The organism is Ramlibacter sp. P4_H7, assembly GCF_056400765.1.
In genome coordinates this window covers 46,527-59,571 of sequence record NZ_JBFUKP010000025.1, presented here as the reverse complement: position 1 = coordinate 59,571, position 13,045 = coordinate 46,527, and the positions used below count along the sequence as shown (strand labels likewise).

16 protein-coding genes are annotated in these 13,045 nt (G+C 68.9%); 6 read left to right on the top strand and 10 right to left on the bottom strand.

The features are described from left to right. The 4 genes from AC1DSA_RS23895 to rlmD all read left to right on the top strand — a co-directional run. Positions 1–466, top strand: a 466-nt coding sequence (locus AC1DSA_RS23895) for a peptidoglycan DD-metalloendopeptidase family protein (protein WP_477893395.1), incomplete at its 5' end; no start/stop codon positions are given. 2 nt (positions 467–468) lie between these two features. Further along, the gene (rpoS, locus tag AC1DSA_RS23890) at positions 469–1,473 is read left to right on the top strand and encodes an RNA polymerase sigma factor RpoS (protein WP_477893394.1); all 1,005 of its coding nucleotides are present in this window, start codon (positions 469–471) and stop codon (positions 1,471–1,473) included. A 111-nt stretch (positions 1,474–1,584) separates the two neighbouring features. Next, on the top strand, positions 1,585–2,382 hold the full coding sequence (locus tag AC1DSA_RS23885; RefSeq protein ID WP_477893393.1) for a 3'-5' exonuclease: 798 nt from the start codon (positions 1,585–1,587) through the stop codon (positions 2,380–2,382). Between the two features lie 25 nt (positions 2,383–2,407). After that, positions 2,408–3,808 (top strand): 23S rRNA (uracil(1939)-C(5))-methyltransferase RlmD, encoded by a 1,401-nt coding sequence (rlmD, locus tag AC1DSA_RS23880; RefSeq protein WP_477893392.1) that lies wholly within the window; start codon positions 2,408–2,410, stop codon positions 3,806–3,808. Between the two features lie 75 nt (positions 3,809–3,883). On the opposite strand, the gene AC1DSA_RS23875 is transcribed toward rlmD, so the two are convergent. Further along, entirely contained in the window at positions 3,884–4,579 is a 696-nt protein-coding gene (locus AC1DSA_RS23875) for a Bax inhibitor-1 family protein (RefSeq protein ID WP_477893391.1), read from the bottom strand. A gap of 122 nt (positions 4,580–4,701) precedes the next feature. Here AC1DSA_RS23875 and AC1DSA_RS23870 point away from each other — a divergent pair, with 122 nt between their 5' ends. Beyond that, positions 4,702–5,109 carry a GlcG/HbpS family heme-binding protein gene (locus AC1DSA_RS23870; protein ID WP_477893390.1) on the top strand — a complete coding sequence of 136 codons (408 nt, stop codon included), beginning with the start codon at positions 4,702–4,704 and terminating at the stop codon, positions 5,107–5,109. Positions 5,110–5,115: 6 nt separating this feature from the next. On the opposite strand, the gene hemP is transcribed toward AC1DSA_RS23870, so the two are convergent. The 8 genes from hemP to AC1DSA_RS23830 form a co-directional block, all read right to left on the bottom strand. Next, complete coding sequence (gene hemP / locus AC1DSA_RS23865) at positions 5,116–5,313, bottom strand: hemin uptake protein HemP (RefSeq protein ID WP_477893389.1); 198 nt, start codon at positions 5,311–5,313, stop codon at positions 5,116–5,118. After that, positions 5,310–5,723, bottom strand: coding sequence for an ExbD/TolR family protein (locus tag AC1DSA_RS23860; RefSeq protein ID WP_477893388.1), 414 nt, complete (start codon positions 5,721–5,723; stop codon positions 5,310–5,312). The genes hemP and AC1DSA_RS23860 overlap by 4 nt, the downstream gene beginning before the upstream one ends. Before the next feature lie 2 nt (positions 5,724–5,725). After that, positions 5,726–6,445 (bottom strand): MotA/TolQ/ExbB proton channel family protein, encoded by a 720-nt coding sequence (locus AC1DSA_RS23855; RefSeq protein ID WP_477893387.1) that lies wholly within the window; start codon positions 6,443–6,445, stop codon positions 5,726–5,728. Between the two features lie 9 nt (positions 6,446–6,454). Beyond that, positions 6,455–7,129, bottom strand: a complete 675-nt coding sequence (locus AC1DSA_RS23850; protein WP_477893402.1) for an energy transducer TonB — start codon at positions 7,127–7,129, stop codon at positions 6,455–6,457. Between the two features lie 91 nt (positions 7,130–7,220). After that, positions 7,221–7,481, bottom strand: a complete 261-nt coding sequence (locus AC1DSA_RS23845) for a (2Fe-2S)-binding protein (protein ID WP_477893386.1) — start codon at positions 7,479–7,481, stop codon at positions 7,221–7,223. Positions 7,482–7,574: 93 nt separating this feature from the next. After that, positions 7,575–8,603, bottom strand: coding sequence for an alpha-hydroxy acid oxidase (locus AC1DSA_RS23840; protein ID WP_477893385.1), 1,029 nt, complete (start codon positions 8,601–8,603; stop codon positions 7,575–7,577). Positions 8,604–8,626: 23 nt separating this feature from the next. Next, positions 8,627–9,301 carry a Fe2+-dependent dioxygenase gene (locus AC1DSA_RS23835; RefSeq protein ID WP_477893384.1) on the bottom strand — a complete coding sequence of 225 codons (675 nt, stop codon included), beginning with the start codon at positions 9,299–9,301 and terminating at the stop codon, positions 8,627–8,629. Between the two features lie 4 nt (positions 9,302–9,305). Beyond that, positions 9,306–11,486, bottom strand: a complete 2,181-nt coding sequence (locus AC1DSA_RS23830; protein ID WP_477893383.1) for a TonB-dependent receptor — start codon at positions 11,484–11,486, stop codon at positions 9,306–9,308. Between the two features lie 228 nt (positions 11,487–11,714). Between AC1DSA_RS23830 and AC1DSA_RS23825 the strand changes: the two genes are divergently transcribed. After that, positions 11,715–12,497: an FTR1 family iron permease gene (locus AC1DSA_RS23825; protein WP_477893382.1), complete on the top strand. Its 783-nt coding sequence runs from the start codon at positions 11,715–11,717 to the stop codon at positions 12,495–12,497. Here AC1DSA_RS23825 and bfr read toward each other — a convergent pair. After that, entirely contained in the window at positions 12,494–12,976 is a 483-nt protein-coding gene (bfr, locus tag AC1DSA_RS23820; protein WP_477893381.1) for a bacterioferritin, read from the bottom strand. The genes AC1DSA_RS23825 and bfr overlap by 4 nt on opposite strands. Between the last annotated feature and the right edge of the window lie 69 nt (positions 12,977–13,045).

Here is a 13,045-nt window from a genome sequence, read left to right as displayed (position 1 = left end):
CAGCAGCGTCGCGCGCGGCACGGCCACCGCGGCCGCGCCCGTGGCAGTCGCACCGGCTCCCGCTGCGCCCGCGCAGCACGTGGGCCCGGACGAAGAACTCGGCTGGGCCTGGCCCACCACGGGGGCGGCCACCATGCTGGCGGGCTTCGACGAACAGAAGAACAAGGGCATCGATCTCGCGGGCCGCGCCGGCGACCCGGTGACCGCTGCCGCCGACGGCCGCGTGGTGTACGCCGGCGCGGGCCTGCGTGGCTACGGCAACCTGATCATCCTGAAACACAACAACACCTACCTCACCGCGTACGCGCACAATCAGGCGCTGCTGGTGAAGGAAGACCAGTCGGTCCGCAAGGGCCAGAAGATCGCGGAGATGGGGTCCACGGACACCGACCGCGTGAAGCTGCATTTCGAAATCCGCCGGCAGGGCAAGCCGGTCGACCCCACAAGGTACTTGCCAGCGAGGTAGCCATGAAGCGGCGCAACGGGCACGGTGAACCGACGCCTGGAGGCGCCCGCCCCGACGCGGACGACGCTGCCACGGATGAGCGGGCGGTGCCGCCGGAAGCCCTGGCCGACGTCCCGCTACGCGCCAGTGCCGCCGACTTCTCCGGCGAAAGCAGCGACACGCTGACGCTGTACCTGCGTGACGTGCGCCGCACGACCCTGTTCACCGCCGAAGAGGAATACCAGACCGCGACCCGGGCCCGCGCGGGCGATTTCGCCGCGCGCCAGTCGATGATCGAGCACAACCTGCGGCTGGTGGTCAGCATCGCCAAGGGCTACCTGGGACGCGGCGTGCCGCTGTCGGACCTGATCGAGGAAGGCAACCTCGGGCTCATGCACGCGATCGACAAGTTCGAGCCGGAGCGGGGCTTCCGCTTCTCCACCTACGCGACGTGGTGGATCCGGCAGGCCGTCGAGCGCGCCGTGATGAACCAGGGACGCGTGATCCGGCTGCCCGTGCACGTGGTGCGCGAACTGCACCAGGTGCTGCGGGCCCGCCGCACGCTGGAGAACGATCCTGCCTTCGCCGCCCGGCGCAACGGCGATGGCGAGGGCGTGCGCGTCGAGGACGTCGCCGCGCTGCTCGGCCGGGACGTGCAGGAGGTCGCGCAGCTGCTCGCGATGGCGGAGACCCCCAAGTCGCTGGATGCGGTGGTCGATCGCTCGGAAGACGAGCACACGCTGGGCGACTTCACCGCCGACGAGCTCGCCCTCGATCCGACCGGCGTGACGCAGGAACACGAGGTCGAACGCCTGCTGGCCGGCTGGATCGGGACGCTCACGCACCGCGAGAAGGAAGTGCTGGAAGGTCGCTTCGGCCTGCACCAGCGCGAGCCAGAAACGCTGGAGGTGCTGAGCGACCGGCTCGGGCTGACCCGCGAACGCGTGCGGCAGATCCAGAACGAGGCGCTCACCAAGCTGAAGCGCCAGATGGCGCGCAGCGGCGTCGACCGCGACTCCCTCTTCTAGTTCTTGCCCCGACCATGCTCCTTCCCCCGTCGGGGGGAAGGCCGGGATGGGGGGCTCCTGAGACGGCCCAGAGGGCCAGGGCATGGGAGGCGACTGGTAAAGTCGCCTCCCATGCCCTGGCCCGTACTCGTCTTCGACATCGAATCCATTCCCGACGTGCAGGGACTGCGCCTGCTGCGCGACGTGTCCCCGGACGCATCGGACGCCGAGGTCTACGCCGGCTGGCTGCACGACCGCAAGGAGGCCGGCCAGAGCGACTTCATGCCGCTGCACCTGCAGCGCATCCTGGTGATCAGCTGCGTCTTCCGCAACGCCGAGGGCCTGCGGGTGCACTCCTTCGTTGACCGCGACAACGCCGGCGAAGGCAAGGTGATCCAGAATTTCTTCAACGCGGTGGACAAGCACGTGCCGCAGCTGGTGAGCTGGAACGGCGGCGGCTTCGACCTGCCGGTGCTGCACTACCGCGGGCTGCGCCACGGCGTCACCGCGGACCGCTACTGGTGCCTGGGCGAGGGCGGCGCGCCCGATGACCGCGAGTTCAAGTACAACAACTACATCAACCGCTACCACATGCGGCACATGGACCTGATGGACGTGCTGGCGATGTACCAGCCGCGCGCCAGCGCGCCGCTGGACGCGATGGCGAAACTCTGCGGATTCCCCGGCAAGCTGGGCATGGACGGCTCCAAGGTGTACGAGGCCTACCTGGGAGGCAAGCTGGAGGACATCCGCCGCTATTGCGAGACCGACGTGATGAACACCTACCTGCTGTACTGCCGCTTCCAGAAGATGCGCTGCGGCTTCACGGAAGCCGAGTACGACCAGGAGATCGCCTTCGTCAAGCAGTCGCTGGACAGCCTGGCGCCCAACGAGCCGCACTGGCAGGAATACCTCGCCGCCTGGGCCTGAACGCCGCCCCTGAGACAATCGGCGGATGACAGAGAAGCAGGCGCCCGCCCCGCATCCCGAGGGCTGGCTGGAAATCGAATCGCTCGACATCGAAGCACAGGGCGTGGCCCGACGTGCCGACGGCAAGGTGGTGTTCGTCGAGGGCGCCTTGCCCGGCGAGCTGGTGACAGCCAAGGTGCACCGCAGGAAGAACAACTGGGAACAGGCCTCGCTGGTCGAAGTGCACCGCGAATCGGCGCAGCGCGTGCGACCGCGCTGTCCGCATTTCGGCCTGCACGAAGGCGCCTGCGGCGGCTGCAAGATGCAGCACCTGCACGTGGGCGCGCAGGTGGCGATCAAGCAGCGGGTGCTGGAAGACAACCTGTGGCACCTGGCCAAGGTGAAGTCCGAAACCATGCTGCCCGCCATCCAGGGCCCGGACTGGGGCTACCGCTGGCGCGCCCGCTTCTCGGTGCGGCACGTGCGCAAGAAGGAAGCGGTGCTGGTCGGCTTCCACGAGCGCAAGAGCCGCTACGTGGCCGACATCCGCGAGTGCCACGTGGTGCCCAGGCACGTCAGCGACCTGCTGCTGCCGCTGCGCGCGCTGATCGGGTCCATGGACGCGATCGAGACCTGTCCGCAGATCGAACTGGCCTGCGGCGACACCGTGACTGCGCTGGTGCTGCGCCACCTGGAGCCGCTGTCGCCGGGCGACCTGGCCAAGCTGCGCGCCTTCGCGTCGGACCATGCGGAGGCCGGCGTCCAGTGGTGGCTGCAGCCCAAGGGGCCCGACACCGTGCGCCTGCTCGATGAAGGAGGCCCCGAGCTGGCGTATGCGCTGCCGGAGTTCGGCATCACCATGCCGTTCAAGCCGACCGACTTCACGCAGGTCAACCCGCACATCAACCGCGTGCTGGTGGAACGCGCCGTGCGGCTGCTGGACGTGCAGCCCGCAGCACGGGTGATCGACTGGTTCTGCGGCCTGGGCAACTTCACCTTGCCGCTGGGCACACGCGCGGGAGAGGTGCTGGGCATCGAAGGCAGCGAGGCGCTGGTGGCGCGCTCGCGCGAGAACTTCGAGCGCAACCAGCGCGACCGCGCCGTTCCGCTGGCGCCGACCCGCTTCGAGGCGCGCAACCTGTTCGAGATCACGCCGCAGCAGCTGGTGGCCGATGGCCAGGCCGACCGCTGGCTGGTCGACCCGCCGCGTGAAGGCGCCTTTGCGCTGTCCAAGGCGCTGGCCGACCTGCACCAGGACCACGCGCTGCGCGAGGGCGGCTGGAAGCCGCCGCGGCGCATCGTCTACGTGAGCTGCAACCCGGCGACGCTGGCGCGCGATGCGGGGCTGCTGGTGCACCAGGCGGGCTACCGCTGCACGGCCGCCGGGGTGGTGAACATGTTCCCGCACACGGCGCACGTGGAGTCGATCGCCGTGTTCGAACTCTGAAGCGCGAAGTGGCCGTCGGCCGCGCGCAAAAGGAAAGGGGCCCGCGGGCCCCTTTTTCGTGTGCGGACGCAGCCGTCATTCGTCGCCGGCCGTCATCCCCAGCAGGGCCAGGAGGCTCTGGAACACGTTGAAGATGTCGAGGTAGAGCATCAGCGTGGCGTTGATGTAGTTGGTCTCGCCGCCGTCGACGATCTGCTTGAGGTCGTACAGCATGTACAGGCTGAAGACCGCGATGGCCAGCGTGCTGATCACCATCATGCCCATCGTGGAGCCGACGAACACGTTGATGATGGCGCCCACCACGATCACCAGCGCGCCGGCGAACAGCCACTTGCCCATGCCGGACAGGTCGCGCTTGATCACCGTCGACAGCGTGGCCATCACGAAGAACACGCCCGCCGTGCCGCCGAAGGCCGTCATCACGAGGCCGGTGCCGTTCTTGAACCCCAGCACCAGCGCGATCAGCCGCGACAGCATCAGTCCCATGAAGAAGGTGAAGGCGAGCAGCACCCCGACGCCCGCGGCCGAGTCCTTGGTCTTCTGGATGGCGTACATGAAGCCGAACGCGCCGCCCAGGAACACGATCAGGCCGAGTCCGCCGGTGAGGGAGCGCGTGATCCCCGTGGACACGCCCAGCCAGGCGCCGAGCACGGTCGGAATCAGGCTGAGGGCGAGCAGCCAATAGGTATTGCGGACCACCCGGTTGCGCTGTTCCAGGGTGGTGGTGGCGCCCAGGTCGTAGGTCGCAACGTTCTGGAAGGGTTCGCTCATGAGGGCTCTCCTGTGCCTTGATGGCCATTAGATGGGCGCATTCTAGGGGGGTTCCCCGGATGGACCGCAAGCACGCGCCGTCCAGCGGCTATGCTCGCCGCTTTGCCGTAGCGAATGCACCCATGAAGACCCAATCTGCGCTCGAACTTGCCGATGTCAAGGCCATTGCCGCCGCTGCCGAAGCCGAAGCCCTGGCCAACCAGTGGGCCGTCAGCATCGCGATCGTGGACGCGGGAGGCCATCTCCTGTGGCTGCAGCGCCTGGACGGCGCCGCGCCGGTGTCCGCGCAGATCGCGCCCGCGAAGGCCAACACCGCAGCCCTGGGGCGGCGCGAGAGCCGTATCTACGAGGAGATGATCAACGGCGGCCGGGTGTCCTTCCTGAGCGCGCCGGGCCTGCAAGGCCTGCTCGAGGGTGGCGTGCCGATCGTCAAGGACGGGCAGTGCATCGGCGCCGTCGGCGTGAGCGGCGTGAAGTCCACCGAGGATGCGCAGATCGCGCGCGCCGGCATCGCCGCGCTCCAGCTCTGAACGACCTTATTTGGTGAGGATCAGCTTGCCCAGGCGCGTCGCCTGCAGCCGGTAGACCTCGCCGTTGTGCGTGATCTCCACCAGGCGGCGGCCGCGCAGCAGCGCTTCGCTGGGCAGCGGCGCCGGGCGCAGTTCCTCGCCGGCATCCCCGGCGGGCTGCGGGGAGGCTTCGCCGCCGGTGCGGGGCACGGTACGGCCGGTCATGGCGCCTTCGGCTCCGTGACGAATCCGATCTTGCGCAGGCCCGACCGCTGTGCCGCGGCGAGCGCCTGCGCCACGCGCTCGTAGCGCGCGTCGCGATCGCCGCGCAGGTGCAGTTCCGGCTGCGGTTCGCGCCGCGCCTCGGCCTGCAGCCGGGGCAGCAGGTCGTCCTCGGCGATCGGGGCCTCGTTCCAGAAGTAGCGGCCCTGCGCATCCACCGACAGCCGGATGGTGTCCGGTTTCGCGTCCTGCGGCGTGCTGGTGGCGCGCGGCAGGTCGACGTTGACGGAGTGCTTCATCACCGGCACGGTGATGATGAAGATGATCAGCAGGACCAGCATGACGTCGACCAGCGGCGTCATGTTGATCTCGTTCATCACGTCGTCCGTGTCGTCCTGGGTGCCGAAGGCCATGGTCAGACCCCCTTCTTCATGGGCACCACCTTGCTGGGGTCGGCGCCCGCCACGCGCGAGCCGGTGACGAGGTAGGCATGCAGGTCGTGCGCGAAGCGGTTCAGCTTGTTGATCACGCCTTTGTTGCCGCGCACCAGCGCGTTGTAGCCGAGCACGGCCGGGATGGCGACAGCCAGTCCCAGCGCCGTCATGATCAGTGCCTCGCCGATCGGGCCGGCCACCTTGTCGATGGTGGCCTGGCCGGCCGCGCTGATCGACAGCAGCGCGTGGTAGATGCCCCAGACGGTCCCGAACAGGCCCACGAAGGGGGCGGTCGAACCGACGGAAGCCAGCACCGCCAGGCCGGACTGCATGCGCGCGGTGGAGTCGTCGATCGAATTGCGCAGCGTGCGCGTGAGCCATTCGCTGGCGCCCAGCGAGTCGTGCAGCTGTGGCTGCGCGTTGTGGTGCGCGGCGGCCTCGCGGCCTTCGAGCGCCAGCGCGCGGAACGGGTTGGAGGGATCGGTCCCCAGCTTGTTGAGGCCATCCGCGAAGTCCGCGGAATGCCAGAAGCCTTCGAGCTTGCCGGCCTGCGACAGGTGCCTGCGCAGGTCCAGGGCCTTGATGATGATCACCATCCAGGAGGCGAGCGACATGCCGAGCAGCAGGAGGGCGACGCCGCGCGCCACGATGTCCCCCTGCGCCCAGAGGTGGGCCAGTCCGAAGTCGGTGTTGACGTTCATGTGTCTTTCTCAGCTCTTCTTGATTTCCCACTTGATGGGGACATTGACCCACATCGCTTCCGGCACCCCGCCGCGCTTGCCGGGCACGTAGCGCCAGCTGCGGGCGGTGGCTTCGGCGGCCTGGTCCAGCCGCGCATAACCGCTGGACCTGGCGACCTGCGCGTCGAGGGCGCGCCCGTCCGGGCCGATCAGCACGCGGATGACGCTGGTGCCCTCCTCGCCCAGCCGGAAACTCATGCGCGGATACGCGGGCGGCGGGTTCTGCAGGTAGTCGGCGTCGGTGATCGGCATTTCCACGCGGGCTGCGGGTGCGGGCGCCGGGGCGGCCATGGGTGCGGCGCTCATGGGCGTGGTCACCGACGGCGGTGCGGGCTGCGGCTCGCTGGTGGCGGTGGGTGCAACGGGCGAGGGCGTGGGGTCCGGCGCCGCGACCGGGCGCGGCGCGGGCGCCGGCACGGGCTGCGCCTTGCGCGGGACGGGCTGTTGCACCGGCTCGGCGGTCGCGGGTTGCGGCACGGGCGGAGCAGGCGCTGCCGGCGGGGTGAAGATGGCGCTGATCAACTCCACCGGCACGATGATTTCGGCCGCGCGGCGCAGCAGCCCGGCCTGCAGGGCCCACAGCGCGGCGACGTGCAGCAGCACGACACCGCCGGCGATCAGCGCATTGCGCGCGGTCTGCGACATGGGATCGCGGGAAGTCAACGAGGGAGACATTGTCGGGCAGTGCGGCCTTAGTGGGCGCGGCACACCCACCAAGCAGCGCCCAGGGCCAGGATCAGGCCGCCGGCGAGGGCGAGTTCTGCCATGCGCGGTTCTCCGTGATCGCGCTGTCCAGCTGGACCGTGGTCTCCCGGTGCAGGGCGGCGACCGGGTGGCTGCCGCAGCACTGGGCCACGACGTCGCGGGCACAGCCCTCGCATTGGCCGCATTGCGTCGCGACGCCCAGCTCGAACTGGATCTCGTCGAAGCTCATGCCGGCTCGGGCGTGGCGGGCGATTTCGCGATCGGAGACGCGGCGGCAGACACAGACGATCATGGTTTCACTGCGGGCAAAACGTTGGACTGGGGTGAGTATAAATGCGAATCCTTCGCATTTGCAATGCGTTTGGGCGAATGTCCTTGCGGAAGATCAAGCATGTGAAGGATCGACCAGCTCTGCAGTAACTCCGGCGGCGGTCGAGACCCCGCATTGGCCCAAGGCCAGGGCCAGCTCGTCCTGGACCAGGCGCAGCACATGCGCTGTTCCGGCCGCCCCCGCGGTGGCGAGGCCGTGCAGCACCGGCCGGCCCAGCAGCACGGCGTTCGCACCGAGCGCCAGCGCCTTGAGCACGTCGGCCCCGCAGCGAAGGCCGCCGTCGACGAGCAGGGGCAACCGTCCACCGAGCGCATCGGCCACCCGGGGCAGTGCCGCCGCCGTGGCCGGTGCGCCGTCCAGGATGCGCCCACCGTGGTTGGACACGATCAATCCCGCGACGCCCGATTGTTCGGCTTCGCGCGCATCCGCGGGATGCAGGATGCCCTTGAGCAGCAAAGGCAGCCGCGTCTGCCCGCGCAGCCAGCCGACGTCGTCCCAGCCGGGAGCGGGATGGAACGCGGCGTCGGCCGGCAGTTCCACCGCCCGCACATCCGCGGGAAGCGCCAGCGGCCGGGGTGCGCGCAGGGTCGCGTCCACGGTGAGCACGAGCGCCTCGTAGCCCGCGGCCTCGATGCGCCGCACGAGTTCGAGTAGGGCGCCGCGGTCCTGCAGCAGCGACAGCTGGAACCACAAGGGGCCGCGGCCCGGCTCGTCTCGCACGGCGGCCGCGACGGTCGACAGCGCGACGCTGGTCTGCTGGCTGAGGACCATGCCCACCCCCTGCATGGCGGCAGCCAGCGCGGTGGCCAGTTCGCCGTCGGGGTGCGCCAGCCGCTGCAAGGCCATGGGTGCGATCAGCAGGGGCGTGGGCCAGCGCCGTCCGAGCAATTCGATGGAGAGATCCGCCGCCCCGGTGGTGCGCAGCACACGGGGCCACAGCGACAGCGCCTCCCAGGCCGCCCGGTTGGCGCGCCGCGTCACGCCATGGCCGGCGTGGCTCTCGATGTAGTCGCGGGCTTCCGATGCCAGGCGGGCGCGTGCCAGCGCTTCGTAGTCGGAAGGCGTGCGGATGCCCGCGGGCATGGCTTCCAGTCGCGGCGTCGCGCTCACGTGTCGGCCCACATGCGCAGCAGGTTGTGGTACGTGCCGGTGAGCGCGATCGTGGAGGGGTTTTCGCCCTGGCTCGTTCGCAGAGCCGTGATCGCATCGTCCATCTGCAGCAGCAGCTGGCGCTGTTCATCGCTGCGCACCATGCTCTCGATCCAGAAGAAGGATGCGAGCCGGGCGCCGCGCGTGACGGGGGTCACCTCGTGCACGCTCGTACCGGGATAGAGCACGGCATGGCCTGCCGGCAGCTTCACGCGCTGCGGCTCGCCGGTGCCCCCAATCACGAGTTCGCCCCCGTCGTAGTCGCCGGGCGCCGACAGGAACACGGTGCAGGACAGGTCGGTGCGCACGCGCAGGCTGCCGGCGAAGCGCATCGCGTTGTCCACGTGCGCGCCGTACGCGTTGTGTTCGCCGCCGTAGCGGTTGAACTGCGGCGGGAACAGCTTCTTCGGAAGCGCGGCGGCCAGGAAGCGCGGCGAGCGCTCCAGCGCGCCGGTCAGCAGCGCCTGGAGCGCGCGCGCAGCGTCGCTTTCGGGCGGCAGTTGCTCGTTGTTCTTGGCCAGTACGGCCTGGCGACCGGCCGTGGCCTTTCCGTTCGACCAGGGGGCCTCGTGCAGCAGCCGGCGCGCTTCGCGCAGTTGCGCATCGTCCAGCAGCGGGAAGGAGAGCAGCATGGGTTCAGAAGCGGGTGGACAGGCTCACCTGCACCAGGCGGCCGGCCCCGGGCACATAGTGGCCACGGTACAAGGCCTCGGCGTAGTACTTGTCGCCCAGGTTGCTGATGTTGCCCTTGATGCTGAACTGGTCGTTGATCAGGTATTCGGCCATCAGGTCCACGGTGGCGAAGCCGGGAGCCTCCCAGACCGGTGCCGTCACGTCGGCCGGCGCCTGCTTGCTGCGGAAGTTGATGCCGCCGCCGACGCGCCACTTGGGCGTGAGCTGGTAGGTGGTCCACACCGTGCCGCTGTGGCGCGGGCTCAGGCCGGGGCGGTCGCCCTCGCGATTGCCCACGGTGGTGGAGGTGGAGGCGGCCTCGTCGACGCGCGCGATCGGCATCCACATGTAGGAGCCGAAGATCTCCCACTTCGCGCCGAGGCGGCCCACCAGGTCGAACTCGATGCCGGCCGTGTGGCGCTTGCCGGAGAGCAGCAGGCGGGTCGCCGCCGTGTCCGGGTCGGTGTTGCGCTCGTTCGTCTTGCTGGCGCGGAACAGCGCCCAGCGCATCGAGTAGCGCTTGTCCTCGGAATCGATCTTGGCCCCGAGCTCGATGTTCTCGCTCTGCTCTGGCGGCGTGTTGGCGCTCTGGGCGTTGTACGAGTAGGTGTCGCCCGAGGTGTTGAAGGAGGTGCCGTAGGACAGGTGGTAGGAGTGGCGCGCGTCCGGCTGGTACAGCAGGCCGAAGCGCCGGCTCCAGTTGGAGATCTTCTGCTGGAAGTGGACCGTGCTGGTCGGCCCCGCCGCAGCCGCCGGGATGTTGAACTGGTCGTACTGGCCGTCCATGTTGTCGTAGCGCAAGCCGGCCAGCAGCTTCCAGGCCGGGGTCAACTGCACCAGGTCCTGCGCATAGGCGCCCCAGGCCTTCGCATCGAAGCCGCTGGCGGTGCGCAGAACGCGTGCGCCTTCGTTCACGAAAGCCCCGTCGTCGGGCGTACCGATGGTGGTGTTGGGCTTGACCAGGTCGACCCCGCCCTGCGCGGCCGAGCGCGCGGCGTATAGCGTCTTGCGCTCGTGCGCGAAGTCGACGCCGGTCTGGATCTCGTGCCGCGCGCCGAGGGCGTCGAACCTGGTGCTCAGGTCGCTCTGTGCGTGCAGCGTGTCCACGTCCTGGATCTTGAGATTGGTGCCACGGCGCAGCACGGTGGCGGCGCTCAGCGTCGCGATCGAAATGGCCGGGTCCGCGAAGCGGATGGCGCTGGCGCGCTGGTCCCGCTCGAACCAGCCGCGGCGCACCTGCGTGCGCAGTTCGCTGCCGTCCTGGAAGCGGTGCAGGTGGGCGAAGCCGGCCATCTTCGCCAGCCCCGCGTTGTAGTCGCTGGCCATGCCGTAGTAGTTGGTGGGTGCGAGGCCGGGCACCAGCGTGTTGGCGGCGGTCGTGTCGCTCGCCCGTGGCTTGATCCACGGGATGCCGTAGTTGATGCCATTGTTGTTGTTCAGGGAAAAGAGGGTGGCGATGAATTCGTCGGCCGTGCCGATGCCCCAGCGGTAGGCGCCCGCGATGCCTTCCTTGTCGACGCTGCTGCCCGACCCGTTGTCGTCGGCCCGCGTGCGCATGACGTTCAGCCGCAGGGCGGCGTTCTCCGAGGTGTGGAAGTTGAAGTCGCCCGTGAGCCGCCCGTAGGAATGGCTGCCGACGGTGGCGGTGACTTCATGCTCCGTCACGAGGCGCGGGATCTTGCTGACCTGGTTCACCGCGCCGCCGGTGGATCCGCGGCCGAACAACATGGAGGCCGAACCGCGCAGCACCTCGATGCGGTCCTGGTTGAAGGTGTCGCGGTCGTAGAAGGCCGGGTCGCGCATGCCGTCCAGGAAGATGTCGCCCGTGGCGGCGAGCGAAAAGCCGCGCAGCCGGATGTCCTCCTCGCCGCCTTCGGCCGCCTGGAAGGTGATGCCCGCGGTGTTGCGCAAGGCGTCCTTCACGGTGTCGAGGTTGCGGTCGTCCATCAACTTCTCGGTGATCACGGTGATCGATTGCGGGATGTCGCGCAGCTCCTGCTTGCCCTTGCCGATCGACGTCGTCGTTGCCCGCAGCGTGTCCTTGCCCTGGGTGGGTTCGGCCTGCTCCTGCACGATGACGGTGGACAGCGTCGGTGCCGCCGCCGGCGCGGTCTGCGACCAGGCGCCGGTGGAGGCGGCCAACATGAGGGCTCCCAGCGGGAGCAGGGTGGATTCGTTCGCAGGGCGGTCTTGCGCCAAGGGGGCCTCCGGAGTGGCCCGCGGCTAGCGGGCACGGGTGTTCGGAAGGCTGGCTGGCGCTGGCGCTGGCTGGCCGGATTGAGTGACGTGCGGCCAATTCTACATACAAATGCGAATCCATCTCATTTAGAATGAAGCGCATGCTGAGCCGTGGAGGCTCTGGAGGTCCCCCGAATGCTGCAAACCCTGCTGATCTCTTTTCGCGAAGGGCTGGAGGCCCTGCTCATCGTCGCGATCGCCGCGCTCTACCTGCGCCGCACCGGGCGCGAAGCGCTGGTGAGTGCCATCCGCGCCGGCGTCGCCACTGCCCTGGTGCTGTCAGCGCTGCTGGGCATGGTGCTGTCGCGCGTGGGCGCCATGTCGCCGGCCTGGGAGGGGCTGATGGCCTGGATCGCGGCGGCGGCCGTGATGAGCTGCACCGTGCACATGCTGCGCATGGGCAAGCACATGAAGAAGCAGATCGATGGCCAGCTCGGCGCGGCGACGCAGAAGGAAGGGTCCGCCGGCTGGTGGGCCGTCTTCGTGTTCGCCGTGTTCATGGTGGGACGCGAAGGCGTGGAGACAGCCACGATGATCGCCTCGCTGGCGGTCAACGGTGACCTGGCGCACATGGCCTGGGGCGGGGCGATCGGCTTCGCGCTGGCGGCGTGGATCGCCTGGCTGTGGACCCGCCACGGCAGCAAGGTGAACCTGAGCCGCTTCTTCCAGGTCACGGCCGTGTTCATGGTGGTGTTCTCGCTGCAGCTCGTGGTTTACGGCTTCCACGAATTCACTGAAGGCGGGCTGATCCCCGGCGTCGACAACGCGTACTGGCACGCGGCCACGGAAGACCTGGCCGAAGGATCGATCGCGCAGGTGATTTCGCTGCTGATGGTGGCGCTGCCTTCCGTCTGGATGGTGGGCGCCTTCTGGAAGGACCGCCGGCGCGTCGAGGCGGCCCCGGCCCGCGAAGCCTAGGAGGAAGCGCCTTCGCCCATCGCGGACTGCAGGTAGTTCTGCAGGCCCACCTTGTTGAGCAGGTCGAGCTGCGTCTCGAGGTAGTCGATGTGCTCCTCGGTGTCCTCGAGGATGCGTTCGAGGATCTCGCGCGAGACGTAGTCGCGCACGGTTTCGCAGTGGGCGATGCCGACCTTGACCGTCGCCTGGGCGCCGCGCTCGCTTTGCAGGTCGCAATTCAGGATCTCGGGAACGTCCTCGCCGATCATCAGCTTGCCCAGGTCCTGCAGGTTGGGCAGGGCGTCCAGCAGCAGGATGCGTTCCATCAGGCGGTCGGCGTGCTTCATCTCGCCGATCGACTCCTCGTACTCCTTCTTCGCCAGGCGATCGAACCCCCAGTGCTTCAGGATGCGGTAGTGCAGGAAGTACTGGTTGGTCGCCGTCAGTTCGTTCTTGAGCTGCGCCTGGAGGTGCTGGATGACTTGGGGATCGCCTTGCATGCCGGTTGCTCCGGTTGGTCTTGTTGCGGCGATTGTGGCCCAAGAAGAAGGGGCGCGGCAGGCGCCCCT

Coding starts and splice junctions, on each gene's coding strand:
- rpoS (WP_477893394.1), top strand. CDS start 469: ATGAAGCGGCGCAACGGGCACGGTGAACCGACGCCTGGAGGCGCCCGC.
- AC1DSA_RS23885 (WP_477893393.1), top strand. CDS start 1,585: ATGCCCTGGCCCGTACTCGTCTTCGACATCGAATCCATTCCCGACGTG.
- rlmD (WP_477893392.1), top strand. CDS start 2,408: ATGACAGAGAAGCAGGCGCCCGCCCCGCATCCCGAGGGCTGGCTGGAA.
- AC1DSA_RS23875 (WP_477893391.1), bottom strand. CDS start 4,579: ATGAGCGAACCCTTCCAGAACGTTGCGACCTACGACCTGGGCGCCACC.
- AC1DSA_RS23870 (WP_477893390.1), top strand. CDS start 4,702: ATGAAGACCCAATCTGCGCTCGAACTTGCCGATGTCAAGGCCATTGCC.
- hemP (WP_477893389.1), bottom strand. CDS start 5,313: ATGACCGGCCGTACCGTGCCCCGCACCGGCGGCGAAGCCTCCCCGCAG.
- AC1DSA_RS23860 (WP_477893388.1), bottom strand. CDS start 5,723: ATGGCCTTCGGCACCCAGGACGACACGGACGACGTGATGAACGAGATC.
- AC1DSA_RS23855 (WP_477893387.1), bottom strand. CDS start 6,445: ATGAACGTCAACACCGACTTCGGACTGGCCCACCTCTGGGCGCAGGGG.
- AC1DSA_RS23850 (WP_477893402.1), bottom strand. CDS start 7,129: ATGTCGCAGACCGCGCGCAATGCGCTGATCGCCGGCGGTGTCGTGCTG.
- AC1DSA_RS23845 (WP_477893386.1), bottom strand. CDS start 7,481: ATGATCGTCTGTGTCTGCCGCCGCGTCTCCGATCGCGAAATCGCCCGC.
- AC1DSA_RS23840 (WP_477893385.1), bottom strand. CDS start 8,603: ATGCCCGCGGGCATCCGCACGCCTTCCGACTACGAAGCGCTGGCACGC.
- AC1DSA_RS23835 (WP_477893384.1), bottom strand. CDS start 9,301: ATGCTGCTCTCCTTCCCGCTGCTGGACGATGCGCAACTGCGCGAAGCG.
- AC1DSA_RS23830 (WP_477893383.1), bottom strand. CDS start 11,486: ATGTTGGCCGCCTCCACCGGCGCCTGGTCGCAGACCGCGCCGGCGGCG.
- AC1DSA_RS23825 (WP_477893382.1), top strand. CDS start 11,715: ATGCTGCAAACCCTGCTGATCTCTTTTCGCGAAGGGCTGGAGGCCCTG.
- bfr (WP_477893381.1), bottom strand. CDS start 12,976: ATGCAAGGCGATCCCCAAGTCATCCAGCACCTCCAGGCGCAGCTCAAG.